The following is an 18,759-nucleotide window of genomic DNA, read 5'->3' on the forward strand; positions in this document are numbered from 1 at the left end:
AGGGATTTTCTATCCCTATAGAAGGAGCGTGGGTAAACGAAAAAAGGAATCTCAACATGATCGTCATGTCTGAAATTCCTTCTGAATTGCCCTAATCGGTTTTTATATCCCGTTGAGGTAACATTTTGAGGTGCTCACTGGGGTTATATCCATAAATCTTACGAAAGGCTGTCGCAAAATTACTGACATTACTATAGCCAACGGATACCGCCGCTTCTCCGACATTCATTCGCTGTACTTCCATATAATAAAGCGCCATTTCCATTCTTTGCTTGCGTACCAGCTCAAATACAGTCATGCCAAAGCGTTTGCGAAATCCCTTTTTAAGCTTGAATTCATTGATCCCGACCTTTCTGGCCAGCTCCTGAATGGATAAGGGTTGTTCAAAATGGCGAATAACCAATTCCCTGGCATAATCAAGATTTACCAGATCCTCACGGCTCAGGAAGCTTTTTTTAGTTAACGCCTGCTGCCCCTCCACTTCACCAAATAATGCAATCAATTCCATGGATTTGCTCTCTAAGTACAACCTTTTCAAGGCTCCATTATACGTGCAGTTCAACATGTCCAACACACATCGATGAATCTCCGGTGTATTGGGATAGTTATCAATATTTCCTTTATATCGCTGCAGCCAAGACTGCATTTTTTGTTCCTCGGATAGATCTACTGCATAATGCAACAGTTCCTGCGGGGATAAGCGAATTTCAAGCATATGATGCCGGACGTCTGCTTTTTTCTCTTCATATACCAATTCATCCTCGAAAAATAACACATTGCCTGTCCAATGGTGGGTATAGCTTGTCTTCCCTTCCCACTCACAATAGATATCCCCATTAAGACAATAACTAATCTCAAATAACGGACAAGCCTCCTGAATACGAAGCTTCATATCCTGGACATAGGTCGCATCGGTGATAACAATTTCCATACCCGGACGGATACGTGTTCGGTGTATGCCTCCTTGGCCCATCTCTTGCGGAATCGTAATATGCTGCTCCCATATCTGGATCCGGGATTGTGCTTGAATCAGACCAGTAAATTGATCAAAAAGGCTGTGTACCTCGCTGTTAACTATATTTAGAGTCAAAACGACACCTTCTTATATCCATTTAGAAATTTTGCGCGCTACTTCCTCTTTGCTAAATTCAATATTTCCCGAAGCCCACAGATAGGAATATATATACCACAAATATGGAGTTTATCAAAGATGAGAACTATTGCATTATTGGTGCAGGACCATTTCACGTAACGCCGAGAAACTTCAAAGGATCCTATCTGAACTTCAAAATACCTGCAATGATTCCTTTTCCCCTCATATGTTGGCCATCTCTCTGTTGGCACATTGATTCGAGCTTTGATGTAATTACGATTTCTTTTTCTTGCGGATGAAACGCAAATCAATGAACAGAACGATAAGAAAGGTCATTACGCCAAGTAGCACAGGGATGAGAAAGGCTTCCAAGGAAAAGGCGCTGCCCTTCAGGCTCAGGTCATCGGTAGCGCGATATTCAAGTCGTTTGGCCGCAAATTTCGCGGTTTGGATGTCCTCTTGTTCTGCCAGATCCTCGAAAGCAGGTTCCATTGCAAACCGTTCCGATGCATCACGATGCAGGAACAATAGCTCTGCAATATTGCCGCTGTCTTTCCAATTATTGATATCTTCATCAGCGACAAACTCTGCATCCGCACCGACAATAATCATTTTCTCCAGCTTCGGCACGTTTTTAATCTGATACCGAGCCACGATGTTCAGTCCATGCTTCGTTACAATGGGTTCATTTTGGTTGGAGACGGTCAGTGTCTTTGTTGTACCGGAGGCACCATACGTATCAAAAGCGGAAGACAAATCCAATTCATCTGCTCCATTATACAGCAGCACCCCTGCCTTCAACTTATTCCATTGAAAAGCATTATTCATTATGTACGAAATATCGCTCAACTTGGCATTAAACGGCTCCATATGCGGCTTTAAGACATATTCATAAGATGGATAGTTCATCTGCTCCGCTACCTTCATTGCAGCCTTATCGCCTAATTGATCCGAAATGACACGAAGTGTCGCATCTATACCAGAAGTCAGGCCTGCAGAAGATATGATCGAGCCTTCTTGAACATAGCGCTGATCCTTTACCCACTGGACTTGGGGATATTTTTTGATGAGACGGTTAACGTCTCCCCAGTGCGTTGCGGCAGACTTGCCATCCAGTAAGCCGGTATCAGCCAGGTTTTCTGCTCCGTTGCAAATGGAGAGTAATGTTGTGTTAACACTTGAATGCTTCTGAATCCATTCACGTACAGGTGCGTATTGATTCTCGTCCAATATTGGCATAAATGGAATAACAATGAGGTCTGGACTTTTTCCGAGCAGTGAATCCATCTCATCAAAAGAATAATGCGGAATAACATCAAGTCCGCCGGTTAGAGATTTGATTTTCCGCTCGGGGGCAACGCCGTACACATTGTAAGCTTCGGTCATGGCAAACATCTCGTACGGAACGAGAAAATCGAACACCTCGGTAACCTCGTTTGCCAGCAGCACAGCCACTGTCGGTTTGCTGGCGTCATATTCCGGTACTTGTACATTGTTCAATTCAGGAGCAGATTTATCGTAAGTCGACATTCCTGAATTCATCGTGCTGATGAACCCAATTGTTCCTCCTCCGACCACCACAATAACTACAATGATCAGATAAATCATGATACGTATTACAGATTTCATTTTGGATTCTCCTTCTGGTTATAGATGATTACCTACGGAATTATAACAATCCAAACTGAACTTATCGTCTGTCTGTGGTCGGTTAGAGGAACTCGACTAACGTCGGGCTTGCTACTGGACTTTAAGCTATTAACTTAGTAGTAAACTTATCCATAAACTCATCTTCAGCATGTTGCTATGACTTAAATCCAACACTAAGTCCATATACCGGATGAGGCACATACGGCTCTTCCAAGCACGCCATTTCTTCTGATGTTAACGCAATCGACAGAGCTTCAACCGCATTTTCAAGATGAGATGTCTTCGTAGCGCCAATAATCGGAGCTGTAACCGGATTCTTGTGCAGCAACCAGGCAAGAGCGATTTGTACCCGGGGAACGCCGCGTTTTTCCGCGATTTCTGCAACCCGCTCTACTACCAATCGATCGGTGCTGGCTGTTGCATCGTATTTTGACTTTTGAACCTGATCCGTTTCGGAACGTTGTGTTGTTTCCTGCCAATCTCTGGTCAACCGGCCAGAAGCAAGTGGACTGTAAGGAATCACACCGATTTTCTCTTCCTGACAAAGAGGCATCATTTCTCTTTCCTCTTCACGATAGATTAGGTTATAGTGGTTCTGCATCGATACAAAGCGGGTCCATCCATTTCTTTCGGCGACATATAAAGCCTTTTGGAATTGCCATGCTGACATGGCAGAAGCACCAATATATCTTGCCTTCCCTGCCTTCACCACATCATGTAATGCTTCCATGGTCTCTTCAATAGGGGTATGGTTGTCCCAGCGGTGAATTTGATACAGATCCACATAGTCGGTCCCCAGCCTCTTGAGGCTCTTGTCGATCTCACTCATAATTGCTTTTCGAGAAAGTCCGGCTCCATTCGGACCATCATGCATACGGGAAAACACTTTGGTGGCAAGGACAATTTCATCTCTACTCGCGTAGTCCTTTAGAGCCCGTCCCAGAATCTCCTCGCTTGTTCCACCTGCATATACATTGGCCGTATCAAAGAAATTAATGCCTAGCTCCAACGCTTTCTGAATGACGGGACGACTGTTCTCTTCATCCAACACCCATTGATGAAATCCACGCCCTGGTTCACCAAATCCCATGCAGCCAAGACAAAGTCGAGATATATCCATACCTGTATTTCCTAATTTCACATATTCCATTGGTTAATCCTCCTCAGAAGTTTTGGTTCCGCGATAACGGTGTAACGCATGAGATAAGAATAACAAGAAAATAGCTGTGCTTCTTTGCTACTAAGCTCATAGGATTTGTTTATTTAGCTCATTTGTGAGGCCCTCTATTTTATCTTTTCCTCGCTTCGCTTGCATTGCTGTCTAAACTCTGATGGCGGGAGTCCGAACTGAAGTTTAAATACTTTGGAAAAATGGGCAACGTTTTCGAAACCTGTTGAGAAACAGACATCGGTGACGGACAGAGACGTCTCGGCCAACATTTTCTTGGCTTTATCCAACCTCTGATTACGAATCCACTTCAGGGGTGAAGTATGGTATAGGGTCTGAAAATCCCTTTTGAAAGTAGATAAGCTTTTGCCAGACAAATAAGCCAGATCACTTATTGAAATGGGATTCGTGATATTCTCCTCCATTATTTTGCCAAAGTCATTATTTTTATCATGATTCGGTTGCAGAAGTTGATGTAAGAATTGATCATTGGCATGCCCCAGATGGAACAGGAGTTCCATGAATTTTAGCCGGATCAGTCCGTCTTGTACCTCGTCTGGATTTTCGAAATAGGGTTTCAATGATGCTATATAAGAGCGAGTGATTTCATTGACCTGAATAATGGACACCGGAGTGATTTCATTCACGTTATTCGTCGGTTTGAAGCCAGAAAATTGAACAAATTCTTCAAGCATACTTTCATTCAGGAAAAACATCATATAGTCCAGCATAAATTCAGCGCCGGGTTCACCCGACTTTATGTAATCAATGCGAATTGATTTATGAAGAAATACCATTTCATTACTGCGCACCGTGTACTCCTGATCATTGAATCGAACCGTGTATACGCCTGATATAACGAACAACAACATGTGATCCTTCAGAAAATAGGAACCTGTTGTTCCCTCTGTGTGCAAACAGAATTTAATGACGGACAAACCATTCTGCTTTAAGCTTCCTTGTTTGTCCGGGGCACGTTCCAGCCCTTCTGGTGCTTTAATTATCTTTCCGTTTTTCATGGACATGAACAGTCCCGCCTTTTCAGCTTTTGATAATAGAATAACAGGAAACGTGAATGGGTGCTTTGTTGTAAAGCCCATAAAGTTTATCCATTTAGCCCAAACATCATCCAGAGGATTGATCAATCCTGATAAACCGGTATACTTACCTATCTTATCCTAGGGAAATCGCGTAGAATTGAACGGGTCCGTACTACATTTTTTTTATAACCCGAATGGAGGCCATGTGTCATCAGAAGACGTTTTACGATTCAAAATAAAATACTATCATTAACTGTTTTTATGATCACAGCTTTACTGATTTTTGTACTTATTATGCATTCCAGAATTAACGCGCTTCAGGAGGAAACAAACGTAATCACGCATCAGGATCGCGAGATCACCAATCTGACCAATCAGATGGAGAAAAATATTCTGGATATGGAAACAGGTCAGCGAGGCTATGTCATTACAGGTAATGACAAATATTTGGAACCTTATCTGGCTGGTCGTATAGATTTGCAGAACAACTATGATGAACTGATGTCGTGGAGTACGGAAGGTTCAACTCAGGCCAATCGTCTTGCCAGCCTAAAAACGAATGTTGATCAATGGATCGCTTCTTCAAGTGAACCTTTGATTACTCTAAAACGAGATGGACGGGACCGTGATGTTATCGCACAGTATCAAACGGATGACGGTATCAATCAAATGAATCAAATCCGTTCTCAAATTAATGAGTATCGTACAATCATGACTGCAAACACAGATCATTTAATAGTCAGGCAAGCAGAACGAAACCAATTATTAATTGAACTTCTTTATCTCATATGGGGGCTCATTGCTCTTGTGACAATATCGGCTGCCTGGTTAATGTCGCGAGCAATTTCCAAACCCGTACAGAATATTACGGAGAGTATATCGGGCTTTACGTCATCCAGAAACCTGATGAGCCGAATCGCCATCACATCCAATGATGAGATTAGTGATTTGGGACATGTTACGAATGAATTGCTTCGTTCTCAGCAGGAACGAATTGAACTGCAGGAACACACCAATAGTATGATGTCAAAATATCAGGGAGTCCATGAAATTGAATCGCTCAGTGACATTTTCCTAAGCAATTTGGCAGATAAACTTCATTATCCCTATGCAGCACTCTATGTACGTCAAGAGGAGAAAGCAGAGGATCTCATGATTCGAACTGCTGTTTATGCTGGTGATGCCCAATTAAATGTTCGCACCTCTTTTCAGATGGGAGAAGGGCTCGTGGGTCAGTGTGCCAAGGAAGCCAAACTTATGGAATTCCGTCAGGTACCCGAAAATTATGTCCAGGTCTTTTCTTCTCTTGGTACCGCTCCTCCCGATTCGCTATTACTGTTTCCCATCTGTTTCTTGGGTGAAGTTCTTGCTGTGGCGGAAATTGCTGCTTTCTCACCGTTAACACCTATACAAATCTCATATGTGGAGTCGATTACAGAGGATTTTGGGGCTGCAATCAACAGCACACTAAATACAATGAGAATTGATTCCTTGTTAACAGAGTCCCAACGATTGAATGAGGAATTGCAGGTGTATACGGAAGAATTACAGACGCAATCTGAGGAGCTTCAGATGCAATCCGAAACATTACAATTGCTAAATAGCAAATTGGAGGAACGACAGCTCATTGCAGACGAAAAAACCATTGAGGCACAAAGAGCCCAAGCCGAAATGACTACCTATTCGGAAATGCTTGAACGAAGCACACGTTATAAGTCGGAATTTCTAGCCAATATGTCACATGAACTTCGTACACCACTGAATGGAATTTTGTTATTATCCGAATTTCTTAAAGAGAACAATTCCAATTCGTTGACAACAGATGAATTGGAATATGCTCAGGCCATACACTCATCCGGGCAGGATCTGTTAAATCTGATCAATGATATTTTGGATCTGTCCAAAGTGGAGGCCGGCAAATTGAATATTGAGGCTGAAGCCGTCAATGTCTCCGAAATTCCGGAAAGTGTGATGCAATACTTTGGTGAGATTGCCCGAGAAAAACAAATTGATCTTCAAGTTCGTGTTGAAGAGACTGTACCGGATATAATGTTCACGGATGGACAGAGATTAAAACAAATCATCAATAACCTGTTATCCAATGCTTTAAAATTCACCTCTCAAGGGTCTGTTCTACTTGATATTAGAATGGCCAATGAGGAAGAATTAACGGAAACGGAAAGATTGACAGAAGAGCCATTTTTGGCGTTTTCCGTTCAAGATACAGGAATCGGAATTTCAGAAGATAAACAATCCATCATTTTCGAGGCCTTCCAACAGGCTGAAAAAGACACGGAACGTCACTACGGAGGAACGGGCTTAGGCCTCTCTATTACGAAAGAACTTACTTTGTTATTAGGTGGCCATATTGTTGTAGAAAGTGATATTGGACGTGGAAGTACCTTTATCGTTTATTTACCTGTCCAATACAACCCTTTCGCCCAGCATGAGCAGCCCATCACAAAGGAGCATACCACCGATGACTTGGAAAATTCCGAAAATATACGGGTATTATCCACTGCAGAATCAGCATCCTTGGTAGAACATGATATATTAAAGAACAAACATGTGCTGCTTGTGGATGACGATGATCGGAATTTGTTTGCCTTAAGCAAGGTACTGAAAGCACACCACCTGGATGTATCCATTGCTAAGGATGGTGAACAAGCGTTGCTGGAACTAGAACAGTCCTCGGCAATAGATCTTGTTTTGATGGATATCATGATGCCGGTTATGGATGGTTATGAAGCAATTCAACAGATCAGGCTGATGGAAGAATATCAAAATCTGCCGATTATTGCTTTGACCGCAAGGGCTATGATTGAAGATCGCAAGAGGATTATTAATGCCGGAGCTACAGAGTATATGAGTAAACCAATCAACATGGAACAGTTGTTAGTGATCATGAGAATGTTGCTTGCAAATAAGAATTAACCACGTAGAGGCCCAACCTCCTTTGTTTGAGGTTGGGCCTCTACGTGTCATCCTTAACGTTTAGAAAGGGATAACTCTGAAACGGATTCACGTTCGACACACTGTATATTGATCTTATAAGTAGATTCTACAGCTTCTCCTTTTAACATTTGAATGAGCACATGTCCAGCAAAAGAACCTGCGTCTGTTTTGGGTTGTCGAAAAGTCGTAAGAGGTGGGTTTAAGTATTCGGATACATGTATATTATCAAATCCAATAATGGATAGATCTTCGGGTATGGAGACCTCGTGTTCTTTAAAAGCCTCTAAGCCACCGATGGCCATTTCATCATTCGCAAAAAAGACTGCCGTTGGAAGCTCTCCCTCCATTAGCAATTTGGCTGCGTTGTAGCCGCCTGTTTTCAGAAATTGACCGCCAAGTCTCCAATTCTCATTCTCTTCCACCCCAGCTTCATGCATGGCTCTCAGATAACCCTGATATCGCATTTGATTACAATCCGAACCTAAAGGTCCACTAATATAGGCTATTGCGCGGTGCCCTTTATCCAGAAGGAAACGGGTTGCCATATAACCACCCTGCTCATCATCCATCAGAACATTTACAATATGCTTATTATGGAGTTCCCGATCCATCACAACAATAGGAAATCCCGTTTCAGCAGCGTGCAACAACAACTCATCTTCAATATTTTCAGCGATTACAATCACGCCGTCCAGCCTTCTCTCTCTGATAAAGCGTGCTGCTGTCGATCGCTCTCCGCCTAAAGAACTGCATACGATCAGGTCGTATCCCTGACTTATGGCACTGGATTCAATTCCACTCACCAAGTCGGAAAAATAGGGAACGGACATGTCATGAACAATAACACCGATCGTTTGTGTGTTTTTTCGCTTTAATTCGGATGCGGCTCCATGCTTGATGTAATTGAGCTCACTTGCTGCTGCAAGTACTTTCTGTCTTGTGTGCTCACTTACATGTTTTTTGCCGTTAAGTACATAGGATACGGTTGAACTCGCAACACCCGCTAACTTTGCTACATCTTTAATCGTTATCATTAAATACTCCCCAAGAAGACTGTTTTTGGTCACTGGTATTATGAATTTTTATATCATTCATCGCATTTTAACACAGTCATCTTGGGAAATGCACAAAAAGATACAATCATACTGGAATTTCAGAATATATTATCGATCAGGTCCAAATACAAGATTTGCGGATTGTTTGGCTTGTTCAATAACCTCCATCACCTTCTCGCTATGCTCAAGCATAGCTGTAACTTTCTCCAAATCTTGTTCGCAGATCATACGCTCGAATTCAACAAACTCGTCATACATGCGATGACGATGATCCTTGTTATCTATCCGAATCGGCGTTTCTTTATGAAGCGCAAGATCGAATGATTCACATTGATTCGCGGAGCTTGTCATATGAATATACCCTTTATTCCCCTGGATGTTCGTTGCATTGGGAGCGGCGCTGTCTTTGGAACCTATGCAAACACATTTGAACTCACCGTAGTCCAAAAGCAACATGCCTGAAGTGTCAATCCCGCGTTCCATGTTGGCCCAGTACTCCACCTTCTTCGGGCTCCCGAAAAGCCCTACAACTAAATGAATATTATACAAATTAATATCCATCAAGGCTCCACCAGACATTTCCGGATTAAATGCCGGCAGGACTTCTCCAGCCTGAAAAGCCGCATAGCGGGATGAATATTGGGAATAGTTACACTCCACGATTTTGATGTCACCCAGTTTGGGCAGATTCTCCTTCATGGACAAATAGTTCTTCAAATATTGGTTTGTGATGGCTTCGACCAACACCAGCTGTTTTTGCTGTGCAATCTCTTTAAGTTCAACAAATTGTTGCAGGTTGGAAGTAAACGGTTTCTCACAGATAACATGTTTGCCGCCCATTAACGCTTCTTTGGCATATGCATAATGAAGATGATTTGGAAGTCCGATATAGATTGTATCCACTTCATCATTTGCAATCATATCGCTGTACTCCGAATATATTTGTGCGATACCATACTGTTCTTGCAGAGACAACAACTTATCCTGATGACCAGGTCTGGAACAGATGGCCTCCAACGTAATCGCAGAAATTTCATGAATAAAGCTTAATAGATCCCTTACAATCATTCCGGCTCCGACAATTCCCAGTCTCATTTTAGTTACACTCCTCCATACCTTTTTCCAATATTCCCATAACTGCGATCGTTTCTTTGTCTTGAATCACTTTTTCTTTGCCATGGTTGATGGCTTCATAGATATCGTCGTACACTCTTGCATAATCTCCTTGTTCAGAAATCACTTTTTCTTCATGGTACATTCCTGCGTCATCCAGATACGTCAGTACACCATAATGCTGAGGCAAATCCTTGCCAAAATCGGCATGTCCTTTGGGAAGGTAAATTAACTTTAGATGTTCCTCTTGACGATCCTCTGTTTGTTTTACGAATACCCCCTTTTTGCCGTATACTACAAAACTCGGGCGGTGCTTCAAACGGAAAAAGCTGGATTTGACTGATACTTTGAGTGAAGCGTAATAAAAGTCCAGATCGAAATAATCATTCATTCTGCCAGGGCCCAGCAATTGACGAACATCGTAATGTATCTTGTCCGGTTGCCCGAAATAGGATAATACCTGATCAATGGTGTGAACACCGTGCCCGTATAAATAACTTTTGTATTTGGAAAAATGGGTGGTAGCATTCGGGATCTCCGGTCGATAATAATCGTAATGCATCTCCACTTCCAGCAAATCGCCAAGCTTTCCTGATTCAATCACTTTCTTGGTTGTCAGAAAATCCGAATCATATCGTCGGTTCTGATAACATTGAATCAAGAGATTTTTTTCTTTGGCGTACTGGAAAATGGATTCGGCTTCTTTTTTGCTCAGCATAAAAGGTTTTTCAACAAGTACATGTTTTCCGTGATCTAGCGCCATTTTTGCATACTCATAATGGGATTCGGTATGTGTACAGACCACGACCAACTGAATGTCATCGTCATTCATTAAAGCTGCGAGATCATCTGTGTAGAGAACGCCAGGAGCTTTCTCCCATTCTGTTTTTTCAGGATGCCGAGCATATATCGTTTTTACTTTCAAATGATCTCGATTCAATGAAAAAGGAAGATGATAACGATTTGTACTTTTGCCATTGCCAATGTAACCGATAGTTAACATATGAATTCCCCCTTAGGCTCTTTTTCATTTATTATAGAAGAAGAAAATCCTCCGGAGGAGCTTTGGAGAAATTACGGTACATTTGACCAATATTATGTATTTCTAATGCCCTCTTTTTAAACAAAATGTTTACTGGATGCTCTACATCAACGTTATTTCAATGAATCCGGGGTGAACCTGTTGAAAATATTGACCCAATTAACAGACATGAACAACTTTACACCAAATGAAAAAAGCATCGCTTCTTATATTCTGACTCATAAGGAGTTAATGCTTCACTTGAATATTCAGGAGCTTGCCAAAGCCACATACACGTCACATTCTGCTATCAACCGCTTGACTCATAAGCTTGGACTTTCAGGGTTTAAGGAGTTCAGTATAAAGCTTGCTCGAGAGTTTCAGCAGAATGCTCAGAACATCTCCAATGTTGATCCCAATTATCCCTTCGCAATTGGTGAATCTTCACTCCAGGTGGCAAAAGATATAGCTGAACTAATGAAAGAAACGATTGAGAAAAACTTTGCTTTTATGGATGAAGCCTCTCTAACAGAAGCAGCCCATTTGCTGGATCAGGCGAAACGAATCTTCATCTATGCGTTGGGGGATTCCCAAATCCGCGCGAAGAGCTTTCAGAATAAGTTGATTAAAATCAATAAATACGTCGTGATTACAACAGAGCTATCTGAATGGGCCTACCACACCATAAATCTTACCCCTCAGGATTGCGCCATTTTTTTGACCTATCATGAAAAATCGCCCATTTTCCTAAAGGCAGCCCAACATTTCTCGCATGAAAAAATACCATTTATCACGATTACCGCAAATCATCAAAGTGAGTTGGCCAAATTGAGTAGGATCTGTATCCAAGTTCCGAATGATGAAACAAAACACGCAAAGATCGGTACTTTTTCATCGCAAATTGCTTTTGATTACGTATTAAACGTGATATATTCCTGTATATTTCAAATTGACTACGCCAAAAACATGCAAATGACTACATATTCTTTAAAGAATTTCAATTTGGATGAATGATATTAACATGATCAGCGCACTTGAAGAATTTTTCTTGCGTTGATTATTTTTTTATTGCAAAATGAACCTCGTGTCATTATTATTAAAATGACACGAGGTTCATTTTGTTAAAACGGAAAGGAAGTGGTGAAATGTCACCCAGATTAACAGATAGTCAAAAAGAACGGAGAAATCTGCAAATCCTTGAAGCAGCCAAACGGGTGTTTACCGAAAAGGGTTATGGCGCTGCAACGTTAAAGGATATCATTCAGGAAACCGGAATGAGCCGTGGCTGGATTTACTTGTATTATCAGACCAAAGAGGATATTTTCGAGGCATTACTGGATTATCAAGACGCAGATTATGAACAGTATATCAATCAGCTAATGGAGTCCTCTTCCTCCATATGGGAAACGGTGACTACACTTTATTCCCAGCAGTGGCAGGAGCTTTATCGCTCTCCCCACGGAGGATTGATGCCTGCGTTCTATGAGTACTTTCTGGTCGGATGGCGGGATATGCCACGCCGCGAGCTGCTTCTTGAACGATATGAAAAAGGAATCGCACAATTTGCGGAGCTGCTTCGGATCGGTGTGGAACGTGAAGAATTCTCACCTGCCATGGATGTTATGGATATCTCGAGACTTGCTGCTTCCTTTCAGGAGGGCATTATGACCCACTACATCACAATTGGTCCCCAAAAAGCGAACACTCGAATGCAATATGATGCCCTGATGCTTTATTTGAAAAATCTGCTCCATCCAGTATCGATGAAAGAGATGTAGTGTTAGGGGGAGAAAGAATGAAGACGCTTTTTCGTAATCCGACATTTTGCAAGCTGTTCATTGCAGCTTTTGCGTCGCAGCTAGGCACCGTAATTGGAAATATGGCATTCGCCTTTTATCTGGTAGACCGGTACAGTGAGCGTCCGTCGCTCGCTACGTTGGCGGAGCTAATGTACTCGCTGCCCACCTTGGCTGTATTCTGGATCGTTGGTGTCATTGCTGACCGATTCGACCGCAAGCATATCGCTGCCTACAGCGACTGGATCAGGGCAGGGCTTACTCTGCTGCTGCTGTTATTTGTTCATTATGACATGCTGTTCTTCTGCTTTTTGATGCTCTTTTTACGCAGTTCGATATCCAAATTTTTTGGTCCCGCAGAAATGGGATTGCTGCAAGGCAGCATTGATCAGGAACAATATGTTCAGGCCTCCGGCCTCAATCAGATGATCATGGGGATGTTTATGCTCTTTGGCATGAGCTTGGGCGCAGCGGCCTATCATTATATCGGCATTAAAGGCGCCTTTATCATCGACGGTGTTAGTTTCCTGATCTCTGGTCTTCTTTTAGCTTGGGGAGATTTTCCCGAACGTGCCCGAACTCCCAATGGAAGAACCGCTATTCGGGAACTGCGGCTATCACTTCTATTTAAGGATTTCTGGCATGGTCTTCGGTATATTGCCGGGAATCGATTGCTTCTCGTACTGATTAGTGGATTTCTGTTTTTCGGTATTGTAAACGGTGTCTTCTCTGTACTCCCTATCTTCGCCATGAAATACAAGTTAAGCCCCGACAATTACGTTGTTCATTCTTCGCTCATTACTGTCTTTCTGGGGATCGGATTTCTGATTGGCAGCATTATCGCTCCTCACTTCATCAAGCGCTTCACAAGAACTCCGATTCTGATATCGGGACTTTTCATTTCCAGCCTGCTTATCGGAGGATTTGGAACAACCATGCGGATTGAAATCTATCTTTTTCTCATCCTGTTGGCGGGAATCGCCATAGCTCCTATTAACATTGCGCTGGGTAGTTGGATGCCGGAACTTGTTCCCCCTCAGAATATGGGCCGAGTTAATTCATTGATCGAACCGATTATGATGCTAGGGCACTCACTGGCTTTGGGAGGTATTGCTCTCGCCTTTCCAGTCTGGTTGTCGGTCACCTGGCTGCATTACATGCTGGCATTCTGCACGCTAGCCGTCAGCTTTTTCTATCTGAAATTTCTGCCCTCTCTGGTTCGCAACCGATTGGTTTATGCAACGGCCGAAAAGACCATCACAGATGGAAAAGAAGCCTAAACAAGATTCACCTGGGTGAATACCTGCCAGCCTCTTTCTTTTTAAACTGGAAATGGAGGATTACGAACTATAGTGAATGTCCTACTGATGGTTTGATTTTTGAATGAGCCCTTGTCGCCCATAGGATCAACAGAGACAAAATCATGATAGCGATACACATCCAGTACACATGACGAAATCCGATGAACTGGGCAAGAATACCCCCACCCATGTTTCCTACAAGTCTGCCAATAATGGAGCCATTGTAATAAAGGGTCGTGGACTGTCCCGGTGAATGAGGCAATAAATCCGTGAAATAGCTTAGCCCATTCCCCATCACAATGGCTACATATATTGCCTGCAGGAGCTGCGCCGCGATAAGCTGCCAAGAATGGGTGGATAGACTTAAGATGGCGTAATAAAAAAGCCCCACAAAACAACCGATGATCAACAAGGCGTGGTTTGATATCTTCTTGCCCAAGGAACCTAATACAAGCATAATAGGGATTTCCAAACAAGCAGAGATACTAACGACCAATCCAACTTCCATCGGTGTACCCTGAAGCTCATGAACAATAAACAACGGTGTGTTGATGGTATTCATCGCATTTACAGCAAACAGGAAGATAAAAGCGATAAACGGCAGCATGATTTTTTTGTTTTTCAACGATGAAGTATGTGCACTTTTTACCTTATTCTTATTCTGCTGGACCAATTTTCGTCTTTGTAAGAAAAAGAACACAAGAAACGCAATGGTAATATAGATAAAAGATGTGCCTAGAAAGAGAGCTTTATATCCAAGTACACCCAAAATGACTGTACCGACAAGAGGTCCTATCAGGAAGCCTAAAGACACAAGTGAACGTAAAATAGACATCGCAAATGTTTTATCATTGTTTTGACTTGCTACTGCTGATTCCTGTGCATAGGCGTAGATTTGCGGCATCGCCGGTGCGCCTAATCCACTAAAAAAAGTAATGACAATCAATAAAATAATGAAATGATCAAACACCAAATAGGAAGCGTATCCCAACGCAGATGATAACATAGCCAAAATAATTAACCATTTTCGATCCAAACCGCTATCAGACCGTTTGGCAATAAGCGAGTTGACCAATACTCCACCTAATGAACTTATCGCCATGAAAACGCCAAATTTCCCCATACTCATTCCCAAAACTTCGGTGGCATATAAGGATAAGTATGGCTGCGTAATTGAAATACCTATTCCGACCAATAGTATGCAAATGATGAATAAACGATATCCTTTTATCTCAAACAGATTTTTAATCCGTGTATTCAAATGCTCACCTCCAAGCAGCAGAACGCATTTTCCCTAGATTACCGCTCCTGACTTGTAGGGCGAATGATCATTTCGTTGATTGCCACGTCAGAGGGTTGTTCAATGGCAAATGCAATGGAACGAGCAATGCTGTCTGCATCGATGGCCCCTTCATACATCTTTTCAACGACTGGTTTGAAATTCTCATCAGTAATGGATTCGGTTAATTCGGTTGTAACCATTCCTGGGGATACAATGGTTGTTCGGATATTGTTGGCATACTCCTCTTTACGCAAACCCTCAGAAATTGCTCGCACGGCAAACTTGGTAGCTGCATATACAGCGCTTCCGGCACCAACTGAATGCCCGGCTACAGACGAAATGTTAATAATATGACCTTCTTTTCTTGCTCTCATTGAAGGAAGAACAGCACCTATCCCATAAAGCACACCTTTTATGTTGACATCGATCATGTTATTCCAGTCTCCAATTTTCTTCGTATGGAGGAATGAGTTTGGCATAAGTCCCGCGTTATTGACCAATACGTCCACTTTTCCGAACGTACCCAGGGCGAGCTCGGCAAGTTCCTCCATTTGTTCATGCGAAGTTACATCCGTAACTTTATAAATCGCTTCCCCACCGTTGTTTTGAATCTCAAGTTGTAATGTCTTTAATCGTTCTTCACGGCGAGCTGCCAGTACTAATTTTGCTCCCCTTGACGCGAGTTCCTTGGCTGTAGCTTCTCCAATCCCACTGGAAGCACCGGTAATAATGACAACTTTCCCTTGAATATTGGACATTTGGAATTAACCCCTTTTCCTTTTCTATTTTTCTTTTGAAAATACTTCTTTTGCAACCGTAATAGCGGACATGGCCTTAGGCCAACCAGCATAAAAAGCAAGATGTGTCATGACTTCGATTAATTCCTCTTCAGTCAAACCATTCTGTTTCGCCAGATCCAGATGGGATCTCAATTGTTGTGTATTTCCTCCAGTAATCAGGCTGGATACAGTAATCAAACTGCGTTCACGGCGGGAAAGTTCCTTCCGATTCCATACATCTCCAAACAGCACATCATCGGTTAATGACACAAGCTTTGGTGCAAAATCCCCAATTTTCTTCTGAGCGACAGTTTGTTCTTTAGCATCCGACATTGTACAATCCCTTCCTTCGCTTGAAATTTATTTATTTGGTTGGTTGCTTATTAACTGAGCTCTTTTCGACGAGGCAATGAAAACCATAACTCATCGAGCCATTCCAGCTCTTGTTGAGTCAATTCACTTACATCCGCTGCACGCAGACTTGCCTCCAACTGCTCTGGACGACTCGCTCCGATGATAGCTGAAGTAATGCCAGGTTGTTGGATAACCCAACGTACAGCTGTTGTGGTAGGGTTCAAATTATGCTCATGGCACCAGGAAACATATCTTTGAACTGCATCAAAATTAGCCTTTTGCCAGTATCGCTCTTGATACAAGTTTCCTGCATTGTTTCCGAGACCAAAGCGGGTGCCTTCTTCAATGTTTGCAGAATTACTGTATCGTCCCGTTAACAAACCAGCCGCCAGTGGGTTATAGCTGATCACTCCAACACCTTCATCGAGAACCATTGGAATCAAATCTTCCTCTATCATCCGAAACAACAAGTTGTAGCGTGGCTGGACGCTTGCAATTCGTGTGTAATTTTTTCTCTCTGCAATTCCATTTGCTTTCGCCACTTGCCAGGAACGCCAATTGGATACCCCCACGTAACGAACTTTACCTTGTTCCACAAGCTGATCAAATGCACGCAGCGTTTCATCCAAGGGTGTACTTGGGTCGAATTGATGAGCTTGATAAAGATCAATATAATCCGTTTTTAGGCGGCGAAGACTTTCGTCAAAGGCTGTAATGATGTGCTTTCTGCTTAAACCCTTGTCATTAGGACCAGGTCCCATTGCTCCAAAACACTTTGTAGCCAGAATAACCTTGTCCCGTTTACCCTTCATCCATTCCCCAATGATCGATTCGGTAGCTCCTGCGATTGCATACGATGCCCTGCCAATGGGATATACATCGGCTGTGTCGATGAAGTTCACACCTGCATCAAAAGCCTGGTCAAGAATATGGAATGAAGTATTTTGATCTGCCTGATTACCAAAAGTCATTGTACCCAGGCATAGATTCGTTACCTTTAATCCCGTAGTTCCAAGTGAACGATTTTCCATTCTGATTCTCCTCTCTAAAGAAAGTAAGACTGTTGTGGTGTCTCTGTCATCCAATTATGCACCAGATGAATGAATGACCGATAACCAATTCATCGCAAAAGCTTGCCTAATCTTCTCAAGACTATTTTTATATGAGATCTTCATGGTTTATAATTGGGCTATTCCGTTGAAGGAGTAAGGAGGATCTTATGTCTAAGCCCATTTATAAGCAACAGGAAGAGCTTGCCCATGTTATTAAGCATTATTCACAATATGAAGGTTTAAATGAGACTGCAATTCCTTCATTATTTTTTATTCGTCGCTCAACAGTTACCGGTCCAAAGCATGGTGTTTACAAACCTTCCTTGTGCATTATTGTTCAAGGTGCCAAAGATGTATGGCTGGCACAGGAGCGATTCAGATACAGTCCAGCCGATTATCTTGTAGCCTCCTTGGATCTTCCGGTTACCTCGGAAGTGGTTGAGGCTTCCTCGGATGCCCCCTATTTGGCTCTCAATCTTGTATTTACGCCGGAGCAAGTGCTGGACGTGTTACGCGATTCCGAAATTCAAGGCAGGCAGAAGAAAAATGCCAAGCGAGGCATATATGTCAGCCCGACGGAGTTAACGATGCTGGATGCCGTAATTCGATTAGTCCGATTACTGGATAAACCAAAGGACATCTCGATACTAGCCCCCCCTTTATATCAAGGAAATTCTCTACAGAGTTCTTGAAGGTGAGCATGGGGGCATGTTGGAGCAGATCGCACTTGAAGGAAGTGCTACTTATCGAATCAGAGATGTGATTGAACGGATTGTGAGTAGTTATAATCAAACATTTCGGATTGAGGAGCTTGCGGAGATTGGAAAAATGAGCGTGGCTTCACTTCATCGACACTTCAAAGAGGTTACCGCCATGAGTCCAATTCAGTTCCAAAAACAATTAAGACTGCAGGAAGCCAGGCGCCTCTTATTGTCTGAATCAACGGATGCTGCGGATGTCGCTTTCCAGGTCGGCTATGAGAGCCCTTCACAATTCAGTCGTGAATATTCTCGCATGTTTGGTTTTCCGCCAAGGGAAGATGTCAAACGTCTACGGGCAATGACCCATCAAAATTAAATACAAACCAAACCCCCCTCAAG

The 18,759-nt window shown here is 42.6% G+C and carries 15 protein-coding genes and 1 pseudogene; 5 read left to right on the forward strand and 11 right to left on the reverse strand.

Features of this window, described 5'->3' with window-relative positions; translation table 11 throughout:
* Positions 1 to 91: 91 nt before the first annotated feature.
* The 4 genes from DC345_RS20870 to DC345_RS20885 all read right to left on the reverse strand — a co-directional run bounded on the left by DC345_RS20870 (position 92) and on the right by DC345_RS20885 (position 4,930).
* Entirely contained in the window at positions 92 to 1,090 is a 999-nt protein-coding gene (locus tag DC345_RS20870) for a helix-turn-helix transcriptional regulator (RefSeq protein WP_113054726.1), read from the reverse strand.
* Positions 1,091 to 1,366: 276 nt separating this feature from the next.
* Complete coding sequence (locus DC345_RS20875) at positions 1,367 to 2,722, reverse strand: DJ-1/PfpI family protein (protein ID WP_113054727.1); 1,356 nt, start codon at positions 2,720 to 2,722, stop codon at positions 1,367 to 1,369.
* 175 nt (positions 2,723 to 2,897) lie between these two features.
* Positions 2,898 to 3,893 carry an aldo/keto reductase gene (locus tag DC345_RS20880; RefSeq protein ID WP_113054728.1) on the reverse strand — a complete coding sequence of 332 codons (996 nt, stop codon included), beginning with the start codon at positions 3,891 to 3,893 and terminating at the stop codon, positions 2,898 to 2,900.
* Between the two features lie 134 nt (positions 3,894 to 4,027).
* Positions 4,028 to 4,930, reverse strand: a complete 903-nt coding sequence (locus DC345_RS20885; protein ID WP_258530740.1) for a helix-turn-helix domain-containing protein — start codon at positions 4,928 to 4,930, stop codon at positions 4,028 to 4,030.
* Positions 4,931 to 5,212: 282 nt separating this feature from the next.
* On the opposite strand from DC345_RS20885, the gene DC345_RS20890 reads away from it, so the two are divergent.
* Entirely contained in the window at positions 5,213 to 7,885 is a 2,673-nt protein-coding gene (locus DC345_RS20890; RefSeq protein ID WP_113054729.1) for a CHASE3 domain-containing protein, read from the forward strand.
* A gap of 53 nt (positions 7,886 to 7,938) precedes the next feature.
* On the opposite strand, the gene DC345_RS20895 is transcribed toward DC345_RS20890, so the two are convergent.
* The 3 genes from DC345_RS20895 to DC345_RS20905 all read right to left on the reverse strand — a co-directional run bounded on the left by DC345_RS20895 (position 7,939) and on the right by DC345_RS20905 (position 11,077).
* Positions 7,939 to 8,940 (reverse strand): LacI family DNA-binding transcriptional regulator, encoded by a 1,002-nt coding sequence (locus tag DC345_RS20895; protein WP_113054730.1) that lies wholly within the window; start codon positions 8,938 to 8,940, stop codon positions 7,939 to 7,941.
* Positions 8,941 to 9,069: 129 nt separating this feature from the next.
* Entirely contained in the window at positions 9,070 to 10,056 is a 987-nt protein-coding gene (locus DC345_RS20900) for a Gfo/Idh/MocA family protein (RefSeq protein ID WP_113054731.1), read from the reverse strand.
* A 1-nt stretch (position 10,057) separates the two neighbouring features.
* Complete coding sequence (locus DC345_RS20905) at positions 10,058 to 11,077, reverse strand: Gfo/Idh/MocA family oxidoreductase (protein ID WP_113054732.1); 1,020 nt, start codon at positions 11,075 to 11,077, stop codon at positions 10,058 to 10,060.
* Between the two features lie 180 nt (positions 11,078 to 11,257).
* Here DC345_RS20905 and DC345_RS20910 point away from each other — a divergent pair, with 180 nt between their 5' ends.
* The 3 genes from DC345_RS20910 (at position 11,258) to DC345_RS20920 (ending at position 14,171) form a co-directional block, all read left to right on the forward strand.
* The gene (locus tag DC345_RS20910) at positions 11,258 to 12,109 is read left to right on the forward strand and encodes a MurR/RpiR family transcriptional regulator (protein WP_113054733.1); all 852 of its coding nucleotides are present in this window, start codon (positions 11,258 to 11,260) and stop codon (positions 12,107 to 12,109) included.
* A gap of 131 nt (positions 12,110 to 12,240) precedes the next feature.
* Positions 12,241 to 12,873, forward strand: a complete 633-nt coding sequence (locus DC345_RS20915) for a TetR/AcrR family transcriptional regulator (RefSeq protein WP_113054734.1) — start codon at positions 12,241 to 12,243, stop codon at positions 12,871 to 12,873.
* Positions 12,874 to 12,890: 17 nt separating this feature from the next.
* Complete coding sequence (locus tag DC345_RS20920) at positions 12,891 to 14,171, forward strand: MFS transporter (RefSeq protein WP_113054735.1); 1,281 nt, start codon at positions 12,891 to 12,893, stop codon at positions 14,169 to 14,171.
* Positions 14,172 to 14,238: 67 nt separating this feature from the next.
* Here DC345_RS20920 and DC345_RS20925 read toward each other — a convergent pair whose 3' ends face one another.
* The 4 genes from DC345_RS20925 to DC345_RS20940 are packed head-to-tail and all read right to left on the reverse strand — an operon-like array spanning position 14,239 to position 17,638.
* Entirely contained in the window at positions 14,239 to 15,453 is a 1,215-nt protein-coding gene (locus tag DC345_RS20925; protein WP_113054736.1) for a sugar efflux transporter, read from the reverse strand.
* 38 nt (positions 15,454 to 15,491) lie between these two features.
* Complete coding sequence (locus tag DC345_RS20930) at positions 15,492 to 16,232, reverse strand: SDR family oxidoreductase (protein WP_113054737.1); 741 nt, start codon at positions 16,230 to 16,232, stop codon at positions 15,492 to 15,494.
* 24 nt (positions 16,233 to 16,256) lie between these two features.
* A complete protein-coding gene (locus tag DC345_RS20935; RefSeq protein ID WP_113054738.1) occupies positions 16,257 to 16,586 on the reverse strand; it encodes a carboxymuconolactone decarboxylase family protein in 330 nt (109 codons plus the stop codon).
* Positions 16,587 to 16,636: 50 nt separating this feature from the next.
* Entirely contained in the window at positions 16,637 to 17,638 is a 1,002-nt protein-coding gene (locus tag DC345_RS20940; protein ID WP_113054739.1) for an aldo/keto reductase, read from the reverse strand.
* A gap of 188 nt (positions 17,639 to 17,826) precedes the next feature.
* On the opposite strand from DC345_RS20940, the pseudogene DC345_RS20945 reads away from it, so the two are divergent.
* A pseudogene (locus tag DC345_RS20945) lies at positions 17,827 to 18,736 on the forward strand (AraC family transcriptional regulator).
* Positions 18,737 to 18,759: the final 23 nt, after the last annotated feature.

The sequence above is a fragment of the Paenibacillus taichungensis genome (assembly GCF_003287275.1).
Taxonomy (GTDB): Bacteria; Bacillota; Bacilli; order Paenibacillales; family Paenibacillaceae; genus Paenibacillus; species Paenibacillus taichungensis_A.